Source organism: Taklimakanibacter albus, assembly GCF_016595235.1.
Classification (GTDB): domain Bacteria; phylum Pseudomonadota; class Alphaproteobacteria; order Rhizobiales; family Aestuariivirgaceae; genus Taklimakanibacter; species Taklimakanibacter albus.
This window is the reverse complement of sequence record NZ_JAENHL010000004.1, coordinates 410,099-424,784: the sequence shown is the minus strand read 5'-3', so window position 1 is coordinate 424,784 and position 14,686 is coordinate 410,099. Positions and strand designations below refer to the sequence as shown.

16 protein-coding genes are annotated in these 14,686 nt (G+C 63.0%); 10 read left to right on the top strand and 6 right to left on the bottom strand.

Annotation, left to right across the window (positions count from 1 at the left end; genetic code table 11):
* Positions 1-30 precede the first annotated feature (30 nt).
* Positions 31-1,419, bottom strand: a complete 1,389-nt coding sequence (locus JHL16_RS03385; protein WP_200183480.1) for an aminotransferase — start codon at positions 1,417-1,419, stop codon at positions 31-33.
* A gap of 123 nt (positions 1,420-1,542) precedes the next feature.
* On the opposite strand from JHL16_RS03385, the gene JHL16_RS03380 reads away from it, so the two are divergent.
* From JHL16_RS03380 to ilvC, 5 genes are all read left to right on the top strand, one after another.
* A complete protein-coding gene (locus JHL16_RS03380) occupies positions 1,543-2,592 on the top strand; it encodes a helix-turn-helix transcriptional regulator (protein ID WP_200183479.1) in 1,050 nt (349 codons plus the stop codon).
* Between the two features lie 82 nt (positions 2,593-2,674).
* Positions 2,675-3,430 carry a pyridoxine 5'-phosphate synthase gene (locus tag JHL16_RS03375; protein ID WP_200183478.1) on the top strand — a complete coding sequence of 252 codons (756 nt, stop codon included), beginning with the start codon at positions 2,675-2,677 and terminating at the stop codon, positions 3,428-3,430.
* Positions 3,427-4,059: a LysE family transporter gene (locus tag JHL16_RS03370; RefSeq protein ID WP_200183477.1), complete on the top strand. Its 633-nt coding sequence runs from the start codon at positions 3,427-3,429 to the stop codon at positions 4,057-4,059. The genes JHL16_RS03375 and JHL16_RS03370 overlap by 4 nt, the downstream gene beginning before the upstream one ends.
* Positions 4,060-4,066: 7 nt before the next feature.
* Positions 4,067-5,317 carry an FAD-dependent monooxygenase gene (locus JHL16_RS03365; protein ID WP_200183476.1) on the top strand — a complete coding sequence of 417 codons (1,251 nt, stop codon included), beginning with the start codon at positions 4,067-4,069 and terminating at the stop codon, positions 5,315-5,317.
* A 138-nt stretch (positions 5,318-5,455) separates the two neighbouring features.
* Entirely contained in the window at positions 5,456-6,475 is a 1,020-nt protein-coding gene (ilvC, locus tag JHL16_RS03360) for a ketol-acid reductoisomerase (RefSeq protein WP_200183475.1), read from the top strand.
* A 57-nt stretch (positions 6,476-6,532) separates the two neighbouring features.
* Here the strand turns inward: ilvC and JHL16_RS03355 are convergent, their stop codons facing one another.
* Positions 6,533-7,387 carry an NAD(P)H-binding protein gene (locus tag JHL16_RS03355; RefSeq protein WP_200183474.1) on the bottom strand — a complete coding sequence of 285 codons (855 nt, stop codon included), beginning with the start codon at positions 7,385-7,387 and terminating at the stop codon, positions 6,533-6,535.
* 163 nt (positions 7,388-7,550) lie between these two features.
* Here JHL16_RS03355 and JHL16_RS03350 point away from each other — a divergent pair, with 163 nt between their 5' ends.
* The 3 genes from JHL16_RS03350 (at position 7,551) to JHL16_RS03340 (ending at position 8,932) form a co-directional block, all read left to right on the top strand.
* The gene (locus tag JHL16_RS03350; RefSeq protein WP_246770784.1) at positions 7,551-7,931 is read left to right on the top strand and encodes a winged helix-turn-helix transcriptional regulator; all 381 of its coding nucleotides are present in this window, start codon (positions 7,551-7,553) and stop codon (positions 7,929-7,931) included.
* Positions 7,928-8,425: a heme-degrading domain-containing protein gene (locus tag JHL16_RS03345; RefSeq protein ID WP_200183473.1), complete on the top strand. Its 498-nt coding sequence runs from the start codon at positions 7,928-7,930 to the stop codon at positions 8,423-8,425. The genes JHL16_RS03350 and JHL16_RS03345 overlap by 4 nt, the downstream gene beginning before the upstream one ends.
* Positions 8,426-8,488: 63 nt before the next feature.
* Positions 8,489-8,932 carry a YqfO family protein gene (locus JHL16_RS03340; RefSeq protein ID WP_200183472.1) on the top strand — a complete coding sequence of 148 codons (444 nt, stop codon included), beginning with the start codon at positions 8,489-8,491 and terminating at the stop codon, positions 8,930-8,932.
* Here the strand turns inward: JHL16_RS03340 and JHL16_RS03335 are convergent.
* Positions 8,929-10,026, bottom strand: coding sequence for an FUSC family protein (locus tag JHL16_RS03335; RefSeq protein WP_200183471.1), 1,098 nt, complete (start codon positions 10,024-10,026; stop codon positions 8,929-8,931). The genes JHL16_RS03340 and JHL16_RS03335 overlap by 4 nt on opposite strands.
* Complete coding sequence (locus JHL16_RS03330; RefSeq protein WP_200183470.1) at positions 10,023-10,604, bottom strand: DUF4893 domain-containing protein; 582 nt, start codon at positions 10,602-10,604, stop codon at positions 10,023-10,025. Before JHL16_RS03330 ends, JHL16_RS03335 begins: the two co-directional genes overlap by 4 nt.
* 137 nt (positions 10,605-10,741) lie before the next feature.
* Here JHL16_RS03330 and JHL16_RS03325 point away from each other — a divergent pair, with 137 nt between their 5' ends.
* Positions 10,742-11,542, top strand: a complete 801-nt coding sequence (locus JHL16_RS03325; protein ID WP_200183469.1) for an arginase family protein — start codon at positions 10,742-10,744, stop codon at positions 11,540-11,542.
* A gap of 3 nt (positions 11,543-11,545) precedes the next feature.
* On the opposite strand, the gene JHL16_RS03320 is transcribed toward JHL16_RS03325, so the two are convergent.
* On the bottom strand, positions 11,546-12,808 hold the full coding sequence (locus JHL16_RS03320) for a L,D-transpeptidase family protein (protein WP_200183468.1): 1,263 nt from the start codon (positions 12,806-12,808) through the stop codon (positions 11,546-11,548).
* 285 nt (positions 12,809-13,093) lie between these two features.
* Between JHL16_RS03320 and JHL16_RS03315 the strand changes: the two genes are divergently transcribed.
* A complete protein-coding gene (locus tag JHL16_RS03315) occupies positions 13,094-13,882 on the top strand; it encodes an outer membrane beta-barrel protein (protein WP_200183467.1) in 789 nt (262 codons plus the stop codon).
* Between the two features lie 62 nt (positions 13,883-13,944).
* Here the strand turns inward: JHL16_RS03315 and JHL16_RS03310 are convergent, their stop codons facing one another.
* Positions 13,945-14,604 (bottom strand): DapH/DapD/GlmU-related protein, encoded by a 660-nt coding sequence (locus tag JHL16_RS03310; RefSeq protein ID WP_200183466.1) that lies wholly within the window; start codon positions 14,602-14,604, stop codon positions 13,945-13,947.
* Positions 14,605-14,686 lie beyond the last annotated feature (82 nt).

Below are 14,686 nucleotides of genomic sequence, written 5' to 3'. Positions count from 1 at the left end.
CCTCAGCAAAATCCCGCTGCCGGTGCAGCATCAGAGGAACCCATCCTTCTTGAGGTCATCCATCGTGGCCTTGATGCTCTGGCGCAGGATCGCGCCGATCTCCTCGATCTGGGCGACCTCGAGGGTGAGTGGCGGCGACAGAATGTTGAGCTGGCCGAGCGGGCGGACGATGAGGCCGCGCTTCTGGCAGTTCTGCGCGATACGCTTGCCGACATTCGCCTCAGCCGGCAGCAGCGCCTTGGTCTTCTTGTCGGCGACACTCTCGATGCACATCATGAAATGGCTGCCGCGCACCTCGCCGACGAGATCGAGGTCCTCGAGCTTGTGCAACGTCTTTTCGAAAATCGGGCCGGTCTTGCGCACACGCTCGCAGATCTTCTCACGCTCGATGATCTCGATGTTCTTGAGGCCGGCGGCGCAGGCGGCGGGATGGCAGCTATAAGTGAAGCCATGAAAGAAGGCGGCACCCGGACGGCTGATGACCTCGAAAATCTCGTCCGAGATGATGGTGGCGGAAAGCGGTTGATAGCCGGAAGAAATACCCTTGGCGCTGGCGATGATGTCCGGCTCGATGCCGAATTTGTCGAAGGACGCGAACATGTGACCGAGGCGGCCGAAAGCGGTGACGACCTCGTCGGAGATGTAGAAGATCCCGTATTTGCGGCAGAGATCGAAGGTGCGCTTGTGATAGCCCTCGGGCGGTACGATCACGCCGCCGGCGCCCATGATCGGCTCGGCGATGAAGGCCGCGACATTATCGGGGCCGAGCTTGAGGATCGCGTCCTCCATCTCCTGGATGAGGAAATCAAGGAAGCCTTCCTCGCTGACGCCCGCGGGACGGCGATAGCTGTGCGGGGCGGAGAGGTAGTGGACGAGATCGGTGGCGCCGTCCCAGCCCGCCTGATAGACGGGCCCGGTCAACGCGATGGTGAGATGGGTGCTGCCATGATAGGCGTTCTGGCGCGACAGGATCTTCTTGCGATAGGGCTTGCCGATCCGGTTGAAATAATGGTGGACGAGGCGCACGGCCGAGTCATTGGCCACCGATCCGCCGGTGCCGAAGAAGACATGGTTCAGCTTGCCGGGCGCCAGCTCGGCGAGCTTGGCGGCGAGCGCCGAAGCCGGCTTGTTGGTCAGGTTGTTGAAGGCGGAATAGAAGGGCAGCTCGCGCAGCTGCTTGACTATCGCCTCGATGATCTCCTCGCGGCCATAACCGACATTCACGCACCACAGGCCGCCGATGCCGTCATAGAAGCGGTTGCCCTCGGCATCCATGACGTGGACGCCGTCCGAACCCGCCATCACCGTGCAGCCTTCTTCCTTATTGGCTGCGAGGCTCGAAAACGGGTGAATGAGATGGGCGCGATCCTGTTCCCAGGCTTCCTGAGCGGATTTCTCGAAATTGGTGGTCAAGGTCATTGCGGGCTTCACCTGTTCGTTACGCCGTTCCCAGGCAGATGGACTGGCGATGAGGTCTAGGGCATGCTCGCCGGCGGCTTGAATCCCCCTTTTGGGGTAACGGAGCCGGGAGGAGGGGCGCTTATGGGCAAGCTCGGGATCAGCGACGCGGGTGCGGCGGCCCAGGCGCTCGGCCAGATTGCCGGGGCCCTGGGAACTCCCCGATTTCATCGTGGCATCCTCGATGTGGTGCGCGAGGTGTTTCCCAGCGACTTCGCGCAGGTCTATCAGATCGAGCGTGACGGCCGGGCCGTGTGCATCGATCCGTGCGACACGCCGGAGATCCACTGCAAGTCCTATGTGCGCGAGTTCAGCCGCTATTGCCCGCTGTCGCGGCACTGGCAGAATACCGGCCGGCCCGGCGTCGTGACCATGAATGAGGTGCGCGAGCGCGACTATGATTTCGGCAATTACTTCGCCGAGTTCTATGATCCGATCGGCCTTGTCGATGAGATCGGCATGCTGTTGCCGTCACCGGGGCGGCGCACGGTGGCGCTGTTCATGGAGCGGTCGATGCGCTTCTCGGATGAGGCGCCTGACGTGCTGCGCCGGCTCTATTCCGGCATCGCGAGGCTTCACCGCACCAATAATCAGCTGCTGTTCCGGGGCGCGGTGACACGCGCGGCGCGCGGCTTCCAGCCCAATGCGGTGTGCATCTTCGACCGGGCCGGCGAGACCGTGTTCGCCAATCGCCAATGGCGCCAGGCCTGCCGGCATGACGGTGCGCTGGAGGCCCAGGCGAGAGCCGCCTTCGCCGAGGGCAGCCGCAGCCTCGATATCGATGGCGGCACGTTGTTCGCCAGCCGGCTCGACGAATGGTTCCCGATCGCGCCCGGCGGGCGGCTCTGCGTTCTCAGCTATTCGAGCCTCAGGAACAGCCTGCCGGCATTGAAGGCCTCGTTCCTGGCGGGTTATGTCAGCAAGCGCGAGCACGAGATCATCTGCGCCATCCTCGAAGGCTATCCGACCAAGGCGATCGCCGAGCGCGTCGGCTGCGCGCCGCAGACCGTCAAGGCGCATAAGAAGCGGATCTATCGCAGGCTCGACATCACCACGGAGCGGGAAATATTCCTCATGTTCCTCGACCATCTGCAGGGCCGCAGCCCTGTGTTGGACGCCTCAAAAGTGGTCTGAGAAAATCGCCCTAAAGCGGACGTTTTAGGCTGTCCACTCGGTTGATAGCTTCAAGGCTCTCTTCGATCAGCCGAGGTGTGCCTTGTCTACCAAACTGTCCGTCAATGTGAATGCCATCGCCTTTCTGCGCAACCGGCGCAACCTGCCATGGCCGAGCGTCGAGGGCCTGGGGCGGATCGCGCTGCAGGCGGGCGCTTATGGTCTGACCGTGCATCCACGACCCGATGAGCGGCATATCCGCCGCAGCGATGTCGGAATCCTCAAAGACATGATCCGCAAGGAGTATCCGGGCCGCGAATTCAATATCGAAGGCAATCCCGACCCCGATTTCGTCAAGCTGGTTTTGGCCGCCAAGCCCGATCAGGTGACGCTGGTGCCCGACGACATCGGCCAGGCAACCTCCGACCATGGCTGGGACATCGCCACCCATAAGAGTTTCCTCACCGACGTCATCGGCAAGCTCAAGAGCCAAAGCATGCGCGTTTCGATCTTTATCGACGCCGAGCCCGAGCTCGCTTTTCAGGCCAAGGACGTGGGCGCCGACCGGGTCGAGATCTATACCGGGCCTTATGGCGGCGCCTTCGAGCCCCTAGCGCTGGAACGCGAATTCCGCAAAGTCGTGGCGACCGGCAAGGCGGCCGAGAAGGCCGGCGTCGGCCTCAATGCCGGCCATGACCTGACCCGCGAAAATCTGCCGCGCCTGGTTGCGGCGCTGCCTAATTTGCGCGAAGTTTCGATCGGCCATGCCATCACGGCCGATGCGCTCGTCTTCGGCATGGCGGAAACCGTGCGGCTGTTCCGCATGGCCTGCGGCGATAAGATAAGCGAGGCAGCGTGACGGCAAGCTTGATCACCCTGGTGACGATCGGACTGGTTCAGCTTCTGGCGGTCATCAGCCCGGGGCCGAGCTTCCTCATCACGGCGCAGACTGCGGTGGCGCGTTCGCGCCTCGACGGTATCAAGATCGCCTTCGGCCTCGGCGCCGGCACCGTCGTGTGGGCGAGTGCCGCGCTGCTCGGCCTCAATGCGCTGTTCCGGCTGCATCACTGGCTGTTCGTCGGCATGAAGGTGGCGGGTGCCTTGTTCCTCTTGTGGATCGCCTTCCAGATCTTCCGGCATGCCAATGCGCCGATCGAAATGGGCGAGAGCAATGGCGAGGCGATGCGACGCAATCCGTTCGTGCGCGGCTTCCTCACCCAGATCTCCAACCCCAAGGTCGCGGTCTTCTTCGGCTCGATCTTCGTCGCCATGCTGCCGCAGGACGTGCCGACCTGGATGATGCTGGCGCTGCTCGCCATCGTCACCACCAACGAAGTCGTCTGGTATGTGCTGGTCGCTCTGTGCTTCGGCTCAGCGCCGGTGCGGCGTTTCTATATCGGCGCCAAGAAGTGGATCGACCGGGTGACCGGCCTGTTCCTCGGCGCCTTGAGCCTCAGGATCCTGTGGCAGGCGCGCGACGCCGCCTGATCTCCCGGTGAAACCTCTCGACATCGCGATTGCCGGTTGTGGTGTGGCCGGGCTCGCCGCCGGTCTGGCCTTGGCGCGCCAGGGTCATAAGATCCAGATCTTCGACCAGTTCGAGGCGCCGCGGGCCTTGGGCTCGGGACTGATGCTGCAGCCAGCAGGCCTCGATGTGCTCGACTGGCTGGGGCTCGGCGATGGCATGCGCCAGCTCGGCGCGCCGATCGACCGCCTGTTCGGGCGCGCCATCCCGTCCGGCCGTATCGTGCTCGATGTACGGTATGCGGCGCTGGCGAATGGACGCAACGGGCTGGCGGTGCACCGCTCGGCGCTGTTCAATGTTCTCTTTGAAGCCGCGAAGAAGTTGCGGCTGTCGATCGAGACCGGTGCGCGGATCACAAGACTCGCTCGCGCCCAGAACGGGCGACCGCTCCTAATCACGGAAGAGGGGCGGCGTTTCGGTCCGTTCGACCTCGTCATCGACGCCTTGGGCGGTCGGTCGCCTCTGATGGTGGAAGCTTCGGCGCCGGCGCGCCGCCGCATCCTTTCCTATGGGGCGTTGTGGACGACGCTGCCTTGGGGTGTGGCCAAAGCTTTCGATGGGCGCGCGCTGGAGCAGTGCTACGAGAAGGCGTCCGTGATGATCGGGGTGCTGCCGGTGGGCAAGCGCTTTGCCGGCGACGAGCCGCAGACGACGTTCTTCTGGAGCCTCAAGGCGAAGGACTATCCGCGCTGGCAGGCGGAGGGACTTGCAGCCTGGCGGACCAAGGTGGCCGGGCTGTGGCCCGAGACCGAGCCGCTTCTGGCCGAGATCCGGGATCCGGACCAGATGGTCCTCGCGTCTTACGGCCATCATACGCTGCCCTTGCCCTATGGGCCGCGCATCGTCTTTATCGGCGACAGCGCCCATGCGACGAGCCCGCAACTGGGGCAGGGCGCCAATATGGCGCTGCTCGATGTGAGAGGCCTTGCAGAGGCGCTGGCCGGCGCCGGCGAGCTGAACGAGGCGCTTGGCCACTATGCCCGAGCGCGGCGGCTGCATATCCGGCTCTACCAGACGCTCAGCGCCGTTTTTACCCCATTCTACCAGTCGGACAGCACCCTCCTGCCGATGCTCAGGGACGGGCTGGTGGCGCCGATGAGCCGGATTCCCCTGGTGGCCCGGGGGCTGGCCCGGATCGTGTCGGGGGACCTGGCCCTGGGCCGGAACCATGAGTCTTTTGAATCGCTTGCGAAGCGGGGTTCGAGCGCCGTCTCAGGCTGACGGTGGGGCGGGTAGCCCCCCTCCGGAGGCATGCGGCCAATGCATCGAACAGGCTTGCCTTTGGGACACCGATCTCTATTGTGCGCCCGGATTTGCGGGCCTTTAGGCCCGTTCTCATTCACCAGCGAGGGAAGTCTCATGCGCGTTTATTATGACCGGGATGCCGATGTTAATCTGATCAAGGGCAAGAAGGTCGTCATCGTGGGTTATGGCAGCCAGGGCCGGGCCCATGCCCTGAATCTCAAGGATTCCGGCGCCAAGAACCTCGCGGTGGCGCTGCGCAAGGGCTCCGAGACTGCCAAGAAGGCGGAAGCCGACGGCCTCCAGGTCATGACTGTCGCCGAGGCCGCCAAATGGGCCGACCTGATGATGATGGCGACCCCGGACGAGCTCCAGGCCGACATCTGGAAGGACGAGATCGCCCCCAATATCCGTGACGGCGCCGCGATCGCCTTCGCCCATGGCCTCAACATCCATTTCAACCTGATCGAGCCCAAGAAGACCATCGACGTCCTCATGATCGCGCCGAAGGGCCCCGGCCATACGGTGCGCGGCGAATATCAGAAGGGCGGTGGCGTGCCCTGCCTCATCGCCATCCATCAGGACGCCTCGGGCAATGCCCATGACCTATCGCTCTCCTATGCCTGCGCCATCGGCGGCGGCCGCTCCGGCATCATCGAGACGACCTTCAAGGAAGAATGCGAGACCGACCTGTTCGGCGAGCAGGCGGTCCTCTGCGGCGGCCTGGTCGAATTGATCCGCGCCGGCTTCGAGACGCTGGTGGAAGCAGGCTATGCGCCGGAAATGGCCTATTTCGAATGCCTGCACGAAGTGAAGCTGATCGTCGACCTCATCTATGAAGGTGGCATCGCCAATATGAACTACTCGATCTCCAACACCGCCGAATGGGGCGAGTACCAGACCGGTCCGCGCATCATTACCGACGAGACCAAGCAGGAAATGCGCCGCGTGCTGAAGGACATCCAGACCGGCCGCTTCACCTCGGAATGGATCCGCGAATGCAAGGCCGGCCAGCCGAGCTTCAAGGCCATCCGCCGCGTCAATGACGCCCATCCGATCGAGGATGTGGGCGAGAAGCTCCGCGCCATGATGCCGTGGATTTCGAAGAACAAGCTGGTCGACAAGACCCGGAACTGATTGCGCGATCAAATCGCCATGCATGAAAAAGCCGCTGGAGTGATCCAGCGGCTCTTTTTATGCTGTCCGGGCAAGGAAGTCGGCGAGGCTCTCCGGCGCCTTGCCTGTCAATCTTTGATAGTCGCCGCTTGCTGAGGCGAGCTCCCCTGCGGCCGTCGCCTCGTGAAGGCTGACGACCGCTTCGATGACGAAGGGCGGCCACTGCAGCTGCTTGAATATCGCGACAAGCACATCACGCGGCAGTTCCGCCGCCGCGACCGGCTTACCCCATTTCCGGTTCAGGATTTCGGCGATCTCCGCCGCGTCATAGGCGCGTGGCCCGGTGATCTCGAAAGTCTCTCCGCCATTCGGCGGGGTTAAGAGCGCCGCCACCGCCGCCTTGGCGACATCAGCGCGGGTGACATAGGCGACCTTGCCCTTGCTGCCATAGACGGCGAAGGCGCCGGTTTCCTTGGCATGGGCGACAGCGCTCGCAATATTCTCGGCATATTGGTTGTCGCGCAGGAAGCGGTAAGCGAGACCGGATGCCTTGATATAGGCCTCGGTCTCGGCATGTATCCTGGCGAAAGTGAAGAGGCTTTTCGCCGACGCGTTGGTGAAGCTCGTATAGGCGATGAGTTTGACGTCTGCGGCCTTGGCGGCATCGATGGCGGCTTTGTGCTGACGGATACGCTCATCGACCGGCGCATCGCCTGAAATCAGGAGCAGGCGGTCATGGCCGGCAAGTGCTGCGCGCATCGAGTCCGGCGCGTCGAAATCGAAGCGGGCGGTCTTGAAACCCTGTTGCGCGTAGGAGGCGAGCTTATCGGGGTTGCGCGAGCCAAGGGTGACATCAGCCGCCGTCCCTTGTTGTGCGAGTTCGGCGGCGACCAATTGGCCGAGCTTGCCGGAAGCGCCGGTGACGAAATACATGGATATCTCCACTCCGTTTGTCTAGAGTTCTGGTCTCTTTTTGAGACCAGGATGTGAGATAGGCACTTTCGGGAAGGTGCGAAAGACGGCACTTTCCGCGCGCCTGGTTATGTGGAGGTAACTACCCATGCGCCTTGCCGATGGACCCGTCCGGTTGCAGCCGATGCCGCCCGGCGCCGATGCCATGCTGATCGCCAAATGCCCGGTGCGCGACGTGCTCGACCGGATCGGCGACAAATGGAGCGTCCTGATCCTGAAGAATCTCGAAGAGGGGCCGCGCCGCTTCGGCGTGCTCAAGCGGATGATCGGCGACATCTCGCAGCGAATGCTGACGCAGACCTTGCGCGACCTGCAGCGCGACGGGCTGATCCAGCGCACCGTCTATCCGACCGTGCCGCCGAGCGTCGACTACCGCCTCACCAAGCTCGGCCAATCGCTGATGGACCCACTCGAGTATCTCGTGCAATGGTCGGATCGCAATCACCAGAAGGTGCGCAAGGCGCGCCAGTCTTTCGACCGCACACCTCCGGGGGCCCCCGCATGACCATCAGTGACGATCTCAAGCAACTCGCGCTGCAGGAGGATGTGCTGCGCTTCACCTCCTTCGACGAGAACACCGCCTGGGAGCTGGGCCTCAGATTCCGCGATCTCGCCGAGACGCGCAAACTGCCGATCGTCGTCGATATCCGTGTTGGTGGGCGGCAACTCTTCTACACGGCGCTGGCGGGCAGCACGCCCGACAACCCCGAATGGGTGCGGCGCAAGAGCAATGTCGTGCTGCGCTATTTCAAGAGCTCCTACCGGGTCGGGCGCGAGCTTGCCGCCAAGGAGGATACGCTCGACCAGTATCGCGGCGTCTCGCCCATGGACTATGCGCCACATGGCGGCAGCTTTCCTATCCATGTCGAGGGCACGGGTGTCGTCGGCGCCATCACCGTGTCGGGCCTGCCGCAGCGCGAGGACCACAGGCTGGTGGTCGAGGTCCTCGGCGCCTTCCTGCACAAGCCGATGGACGGGCTGGCGCTCGGCCCGGAATAGCTGCTGACACAGGCTGTCATGGGCGGGTCCTAGCCTGGCTCCCAGCAACAGGGAGGACCCGTGATGACCGGAGAAGGCTTTGAGACCCGCTCGGTGCGGATGGAGCGCAAGTGCCTGCTGACCGTGCAGGCGCCGGCCGATGACGTGGACCGCATCATGGCGGCCGTTACCCAGGTGACGCCGCTCGCCATGGGTAAATATGACAGCAATGCCTATCAGTCGAGTGCGGGCGTCGAGCGCTACCGACCGCTCGAGGGTGCCGCCGCCGGGTCCGAGACCGAGACCCGCAAGCGCCCCGGCGTCGTCGAGGTCTCTTTCGAGCTCGATGATGACCGAGCCCTTGTCGAGGCGGTGATCGAAGCGATCTTCGAATACCATTCCTATCAGGAGCCGGTGATCCGCATCGCGCCCATCCTCACCAGCCGTTCCAAGGGCCTCGATGACAGCGCCAATCCCAACCGCTGGTGGAACACGACCGGGGATTGGAAGAAGGCCGCGGCGAATTAGCTTGTCGCCGGCGCGGCTTTCTTCTTTGCCAGCTCGCTGGTGCGGGCCGCGAGGTCGCGCATGTCGTCGCCGAGTTGCTCCAGCGCGAAACGCAAGGTGAAGAGGCGCGCCGCCTCCTGCTGAGGCAGGCGCTGGCGGTTCTCCGCCATGGTTTCGATCGCCTGGGCCAGACTGCGGACGCTGGCCTGATAGGCCTCAATGCCCGGCGCCGGCAGGTGGGCGAGGAGGGCTGCCGAGATGCCGCGCAGGACGGCGCTGGCATCCTGGTGCAAGGTCGTGAGCAGGGAGCCGAGCTCGGCCAGGACCGGCTCGGGCAAAGGCTTGGCCGCGGCGCGGCCAACCATCACAAGGTCATGGCGCACCCGATAGAGGGTGCGCACCACGGGCTCGGGGTCCGGGTCGTCACTCACCCGCATCTTGCGCTCGCGCGCCGCTTCCTCGGCGGCGGTTTCAGTCTGCTTGAGCGCGGCGCGAATTTTGGCATGGAGGGGCGGCACGCTCTGGCGGCCTTGATCGCGGGTGAGGCCGTCGATCAGCCTTTCCATGAGATCGGCATTGAGGCTGGCGACGCGCGCCGCCGCCTCGCGCAACTGGCCATGGGCCCGCGTGGGCAGGATCACGAAAGTGACGGCGAGCGCCACGATATTGCCGATGATGATCTCGAAGACGCGGTCGGCGGCCGAGATCAAGGGATCGGAGGCCGGGCCGTAGATCGGCAGCATGACGATCAAGGCAGTGACCGGCGCCACCCGGAAGATGGCATTCACCGCGGCGAGGAAAGCGAGCGGCAGGATGGCGACCGCGATGGCGATGCCGAGGCCGATATCGCTCGCATGCGGAATGGCGAGGGCGACGAGCGCGCCATAAAAGGCGCCGGCCATCGTGCCCCACAGCCGGTCGAGCGCCGCCTTGAGCGAGCCGCCGACGCTGGTCTGGACCACGAGGAGAGCAGTGATGACGGCCCACCAGCCTTGCGGCAGGCCGAAGAGTTTTACGACGGCGAAGGCGGCGACGACGGCGATGACCACCCGCAAGGCATGGCGCAGTTCGGCGACATGCGCGCGAATGAAAGCGATGACGTCGCCCGGCTTCACCTCTTCAGCTCGATGATGTCGAATTTCGATTCATATTTGGGCGAGGGGAATTCGAGGCGGACGCGCTTCTCACCGGCGCGGACCGCATAGGCGACCTCGTCGCGATCGGGATCGGCGCGATAGCGGCGCGGCTTCTCATCTGAATAGTGGCCGGCGCCCAGATAAGTGAGCTTGGTATCGCTGTCTGTATAAAATGCGCCGGAGGTACGCTGCGAGCCGGTGAGCTTCTCGAGCCGCCAGCCGGAGCCGTCGTCAGTGACGCGGCATTTGAACCAGCCATAGATGGTGAGCGCCGGGCGCCCGCCGAGCTTGATGGTGCGGCACTGCCAATTGCCGGTCAGGTCGAATTTGCCCGAGAAGGACAGGGCCTTGCCGGCGAGGATCGCGTCGAGCGTCTTGACGTCCGTTGGCGCGCCGCCTTTCTTGGCCTCGGCGATCGCTTCGGCGCGGACCTTGTCGAAATCGGCGAGGCGGGCCTTGTCGCCGGCCGTCATGAGCTTGTCGATCTCGCCATCGGCCTTGGCCAAGGTGGTGAAAGCGAACATAGTGAGCGCGGCCAGGCCGGCGCGGGTAAACATGTCAAAAATCACTTCAAAGGCCTCCAGATCGAACGTAGTGGGATGTTAAAGACGGTGATCTCGAGCAGCAAGGAGCGTCACGATTCTGGCAAATCGATGTGCTCGAAGCGTATCCCCCTTCGAACCAGGCAGGAATCATGACCAAGGTCTCGCTTCTCGGCATTCCCAATGACGACAATTCCGCGATGATGAAGGGCGCGGCCGAGGCGCCGGCCCCCATTCGCGCGGAATTGCATTCCGACGCCCACAGCCTGTGGACCGAAACCGGCATCGATCTCAATGAGGCGTTCAGCGATCATGGCGATATCCGCTTCGAGGACGGGCGAGATCCCTGGGATGTCATCGAGGAAACCGTCGGGCGCATATTGGATATCGGCGATCCGTTGATCTGCCTGGGCGGCGATCACGCCATCACCCATCCGCTCATGCGGGCGGTGCGCCAGCGCCATAAGAGCCTCACCATCCTCCATATCGATGCGCATCCCGACATCTATGACGCCTATGAGGGCAACCGGCGCTCGCAGACTTCATCCTTCGCACGGATCATGGAGGAGGGACTCACCGACCGGCTGATCCAGGTGGGACTGCGCACCATCAACGGGCATCATCGCGACCAGTTCAAGCGCTTCGGCGTCGAGGTCATCGAAGCGGGGCGTTGCGGCGAGGATCTCAGGCTCGATATCGGGACGCCGATCTTCATTTCGATGGATATCGATGCGCTCGATCCGGCGCATGCGCCCGGCGTGACCTATCGCGAGCCCGGCGGCCTGACGGTCCGCCAGGTGGTCAATCTCCTCCACCGGCTCGATCAGCCCATCGTCGCCGCCGACATCGTCGAATATAATCCGCGCTGCGATATCTCGAACCTCACCGCCAATGTGGCGGCCAAGTTGCTCAAGGAGATCGCCGGGATGATGATCAAGAACCGGCAGTCTTGAAGATCAGAACTCGCTGCGCGGCTGCGGCTGGCCGGTGACGAAGCCGGTGCCGTCCAGATGATAGATATCAGGGCGGAAATGGATGCGGCCGTCCTCGGTGGCCCAGGCGGTCAGATACATGATCCGGAGATCGGGGCCGTTGCGCACCGGCTTGTCGAGACGTTTGCCCGACTGGGCGATGGTCTCGATCATATCGGGATTGAAGCCGTCCTGACCGGACAGGATCCAATCGATCAGCACCTGGACGCGATCGACGCGGATGCAGCCTGAGCTCAGATAGCGGGCGTTCTGGCCGAACAATTCGCGCGTCGGCGTGTCATGCAGATAGACCGCATATTTATTGGGGAAGTTGATCTTCACCGTCGCCATGGCGTTCTGATCGCCCGGGTCCTGGCGGAATAGGAACTGGCTGCTCGGCGTCATGCCCCAGTCGACGCTGCCCGGGTCGATCTCGCGGCCGCTCGCCTTCTCGATAACGCGGATCTTCATCTTGCTCAACACGTCGGGATCCTTGGCGAGCTTGGGCAGGAGGTCGCGCTTGACGATGGAATCGGGCGCCGTCCAATAGGGATTGAAATTGATGTCGCTGATCCGGCTCATCAAGGCCGGTGAGGGACGGTCGATCTTGCCGGCGACGATATTGTGCCTGGAATAGACGGCACCGAAATTCACCGCCTCGAGCTGGGCCGATGGAATATTGACCAGGATGTAGCGGGGACCGAGCTTCGCCGCATAGGCGGCGACGCGCGGCTGGTTGATCTGCAGTTGGCGCAAGCGGGCGGCGGCCGGGATGTTGAATTCGGCCCGGGTCCGGTCATCGACCTTGCCGGTGGGGGCGAGGCCATGATTGGCCTGGAAGGCCTTCACCGCATTGCGGATCTCGACCGAGAATTTCTCCGGCTCGTCGACCTCGAGGCTCTGGGGCGGGAGGTAGCCTTCGGCCACCAGGCGCTGGCGCAGGACCGCGACCCCGGGGCTGAAATCGCCCTTTTCCAGGTTGCGCTCGCGGACGGACGGCCAGCCGCCATTGCGGGCGATGTGATCGTACATGGCGATGGCCGCGTCCATCGCCTGGGGCGAGGCGGGGGTGATCAGGGCGGCCTGGGACTGTCCGTCCAGGACCTCTGTCTGGGTGGCGAGCTTGCCGGTCGGCGCCTGGCGCGTCAGCGAGCTGATGGAACCGGTATAATCGGTAGACTGGGCATGGGCGGAAGCCGCCAGGCCAGTGGAAAGCAGTAAAACAAAAGCGGAAGTCAGCCGTGTCATGGTCGTCGAGTCCCCGAGTGTCCGGCAGAGAGTCGGCGATCTTGGTAAACCGAGGCTTAACCGGGCCGGGCTCTACCTCTGAGCTACTCTTTCTGGACTCTTTGGAATTTTTGCGACCTGTCGAATTCAAAAATAGTCAATAAAAACAATATACTAACTCATGTGTTGCTCAAAAGCCACAATCCCCAACAAACTTACTCTGGGTTGTTTCTGTGTCTTGCCGAGGGGATAGAATCCATTTTACTCTAAGGAATAATTAGGGGCCAAACCAATTGGAGGGGTTTTATGAATAAGTTTCTTCTGATGTCCGCTACGGCCTTGGTGATGATCGCGCCGTCCGCCTTTGCCGCGGACATCCTGCCGCCAGCGCCCACGACCAATTGGACCGCCGTGCATATCGGTATCGGCGGCGGCGCCGGTTACAACTCGTATGACGCCGAGTCCAACTTCGATATCGATCCCTGGGATTCGGCCATTCCCAGCTTCATCGGGATTGAAGGGGACGAGGGCAAATTCTATGGTTTCGGCACCATAGAAATCGGCGCCGACTACCAATTCGAAGATACGCCCTTCGTCGTCGGTGTCCTCGCCAACTATGATTTCAACGGCAAATCTGACGCCAGTGCTTCCTCATTCGCAGAAGCCGAAGATGGCTTCATCACCGCTGAGGTCGAATCGGAACTCGAAGATACCTGGTTCGTCGGCGGCCGGTTGGGCTTCGTCATCAACGATAATTCGCTGATCTACGGCTTGGGCGGCTACACCTGGGCCAAGGGCAAGGTGAAGGGGCTCAACGGCTTCCAGTTCTTCCAGGCCGGTGATGACTTCGGTGAAGTCGACGAAGACGACAATGTCGATGGCTGGACGCTTGGTGCCGGTATCGAACAACTCCTGACCGAGAATATCTCGCTCAAGATCGAATATCGCCATGACTTCCTCGACAGCGTCGAGTGGGACGGAGCGCCGTTCGATCCTGAATGGGGCGGCGTCGATGAAGACAACAATGCGGATGGCAAGGTGGACTTCTCGCGCGACACGGTGCGCGCCGTGCTGTCCTGGCGCTTCGGTCTCTAACGGCAAAAACTGAATTCAAGACTGAAGGGGCCCCTTACGGGGCCCTTTTTGTCGCTGCGGAATCAAGTCGGGACGAGCGCGTCCTTATAACCGGAATAACCCGATTGCGTGACCCGGGCAGGGTTGCCGGCGCACATGACCTGGTCCGGCATGTCGCGTGTCACCACGGCGCCGGCGGCGATGAGGCAATTGGCGCCGACCGAAATGCCGGGTGTCACGATCGCGCCCGCGCCCACCATGGTGCCGCTGCCGATGCTGCAGCGCGCCGCGACGACGGATCCCGGACCCAGTGATGCGTAGGAGCCGAGCCGGCTGTGATGCCCAAGCGAGGCGTTGCGATTGAGCAGGGCGAACTCACCGACCACGGCAAGGGCGCCGATGGTGGCGCTGGCGCCGGCGAAGACGCCGCGCGCCACCGTCGCTGTTCGGGCAAGGCTGGCATGCGGGTCGACAAGGCTCGGGAAGTCATGAAACCCGTGTGTGATGGCCGCCTGCGCCTTCTGCCACTTCAAGCCCGGCGTAACCCAGGGAATCCCGCAAGGGACGCTCACATCATCGGGGCGGCACTGCGCGAGGGTTTTCGGATTGAGGCCCGCCATGTCCCATTCCGGCTCGCCATCGACAATGGCGAGGTCGAGCACATAGCCAAGTCTTTCGACAGTTTCGGCATAGTCCGCGGTGAAAATGGATTCAGCGCCAAACACAGCGAACCGTTTCGCCATCGCCCCTTCCGATCAGCCCCCCTCGGCATTTCATCACGGCAAATAATGATATATGCATTCTGGCAGCTTCACCTGTTTTGGC

Bases quoted from the DNA above. Each gene is read 5' to 3' on its own strand.
- JHL16_RS03380 (WP_200183479.1), top strand. From the start codon at position 1,543: ATGGGCAAGCTCGGGATCAGCGACGCGGGTGCGGCGGCCCAGGCGCTC.
- JHL16_RS03325 (WP_200183469.1), top strand. From the start codon at position 10,742: ATGACCAAGGTCTCGCTTCTCGGCATTCCCAATGACGACAATTCCGCG.
- JHL16_RS03350 (WP_246770784.1), top strand. From the start codon at position 7,551: ATGCCGCCCGGCGCCGATGCCATGCTGATCGCCAAATGCCCGGTGCGC.
- JHL16_RS03385 (WP_200183480.1), bottom strand. From the start codon at position 1,419: ATGACCTTGACCACCAATTTCGAGAAATCCGCTCAGGAAGCCTGGGAA.
- JHL16_RS03310 (WP_200183466.1), bottom strand. From the start codon at position 14,604: ATGGCGAAACGGTTCGCTGTGTTTGGCGCTGAATCCATTTTCACCGCG.
- JHL16_RS03340 (WP_200183472.1), top strand. From the start codon at position 8,489: ATGACCGGAGAAGGCTTTGAGACCCGCTCGGTGCGGATGGAGCGCAAG.
- JHL16_RS03320 (WP_200183468.1), bottom strand. From the start codon at position 12,808: ATGACACGGCTGACTTCCGCTTTTGTTTTACTGCTTTCCACTGGCCTG.
- JHL16_RS03315 (WP_200183467.1), top strand. From the start codon at position 13,094: ATGAATAAGTTTCTTCTGATGTCCGCTACGGCCTTGGTGATGATCGCG.
- JHL16_RS03355 (WP_200183474.1), bottom strand. From the start codon at position 7,387: ATGTATTTCGTCACCGGCGCTTCCGGCAAGCTCGGCCAATTGGTCGCC.
- ilvC (WP_200183475.1), top strand. From the start codon at position 5,456: ATGCGCGTTTATTATGACCGGGATGCCGATGTTAATCTGATCAAGGGC.
- JHL16_RS03330 (WP_200183470.1), bottom strand. From the start codon at position 10,604: ATGTTTACCCGCGCCGGCCTGGCCGCGCTCACTATGTTCGCTTTCACC.
- JHL16_RS03345 (WP_200183473.1), top strand. From the start codon at position 7,928: ATGACCATCAGTGACGATCTCAAGCAACTCGCGCTGCAGGAGGATGTG.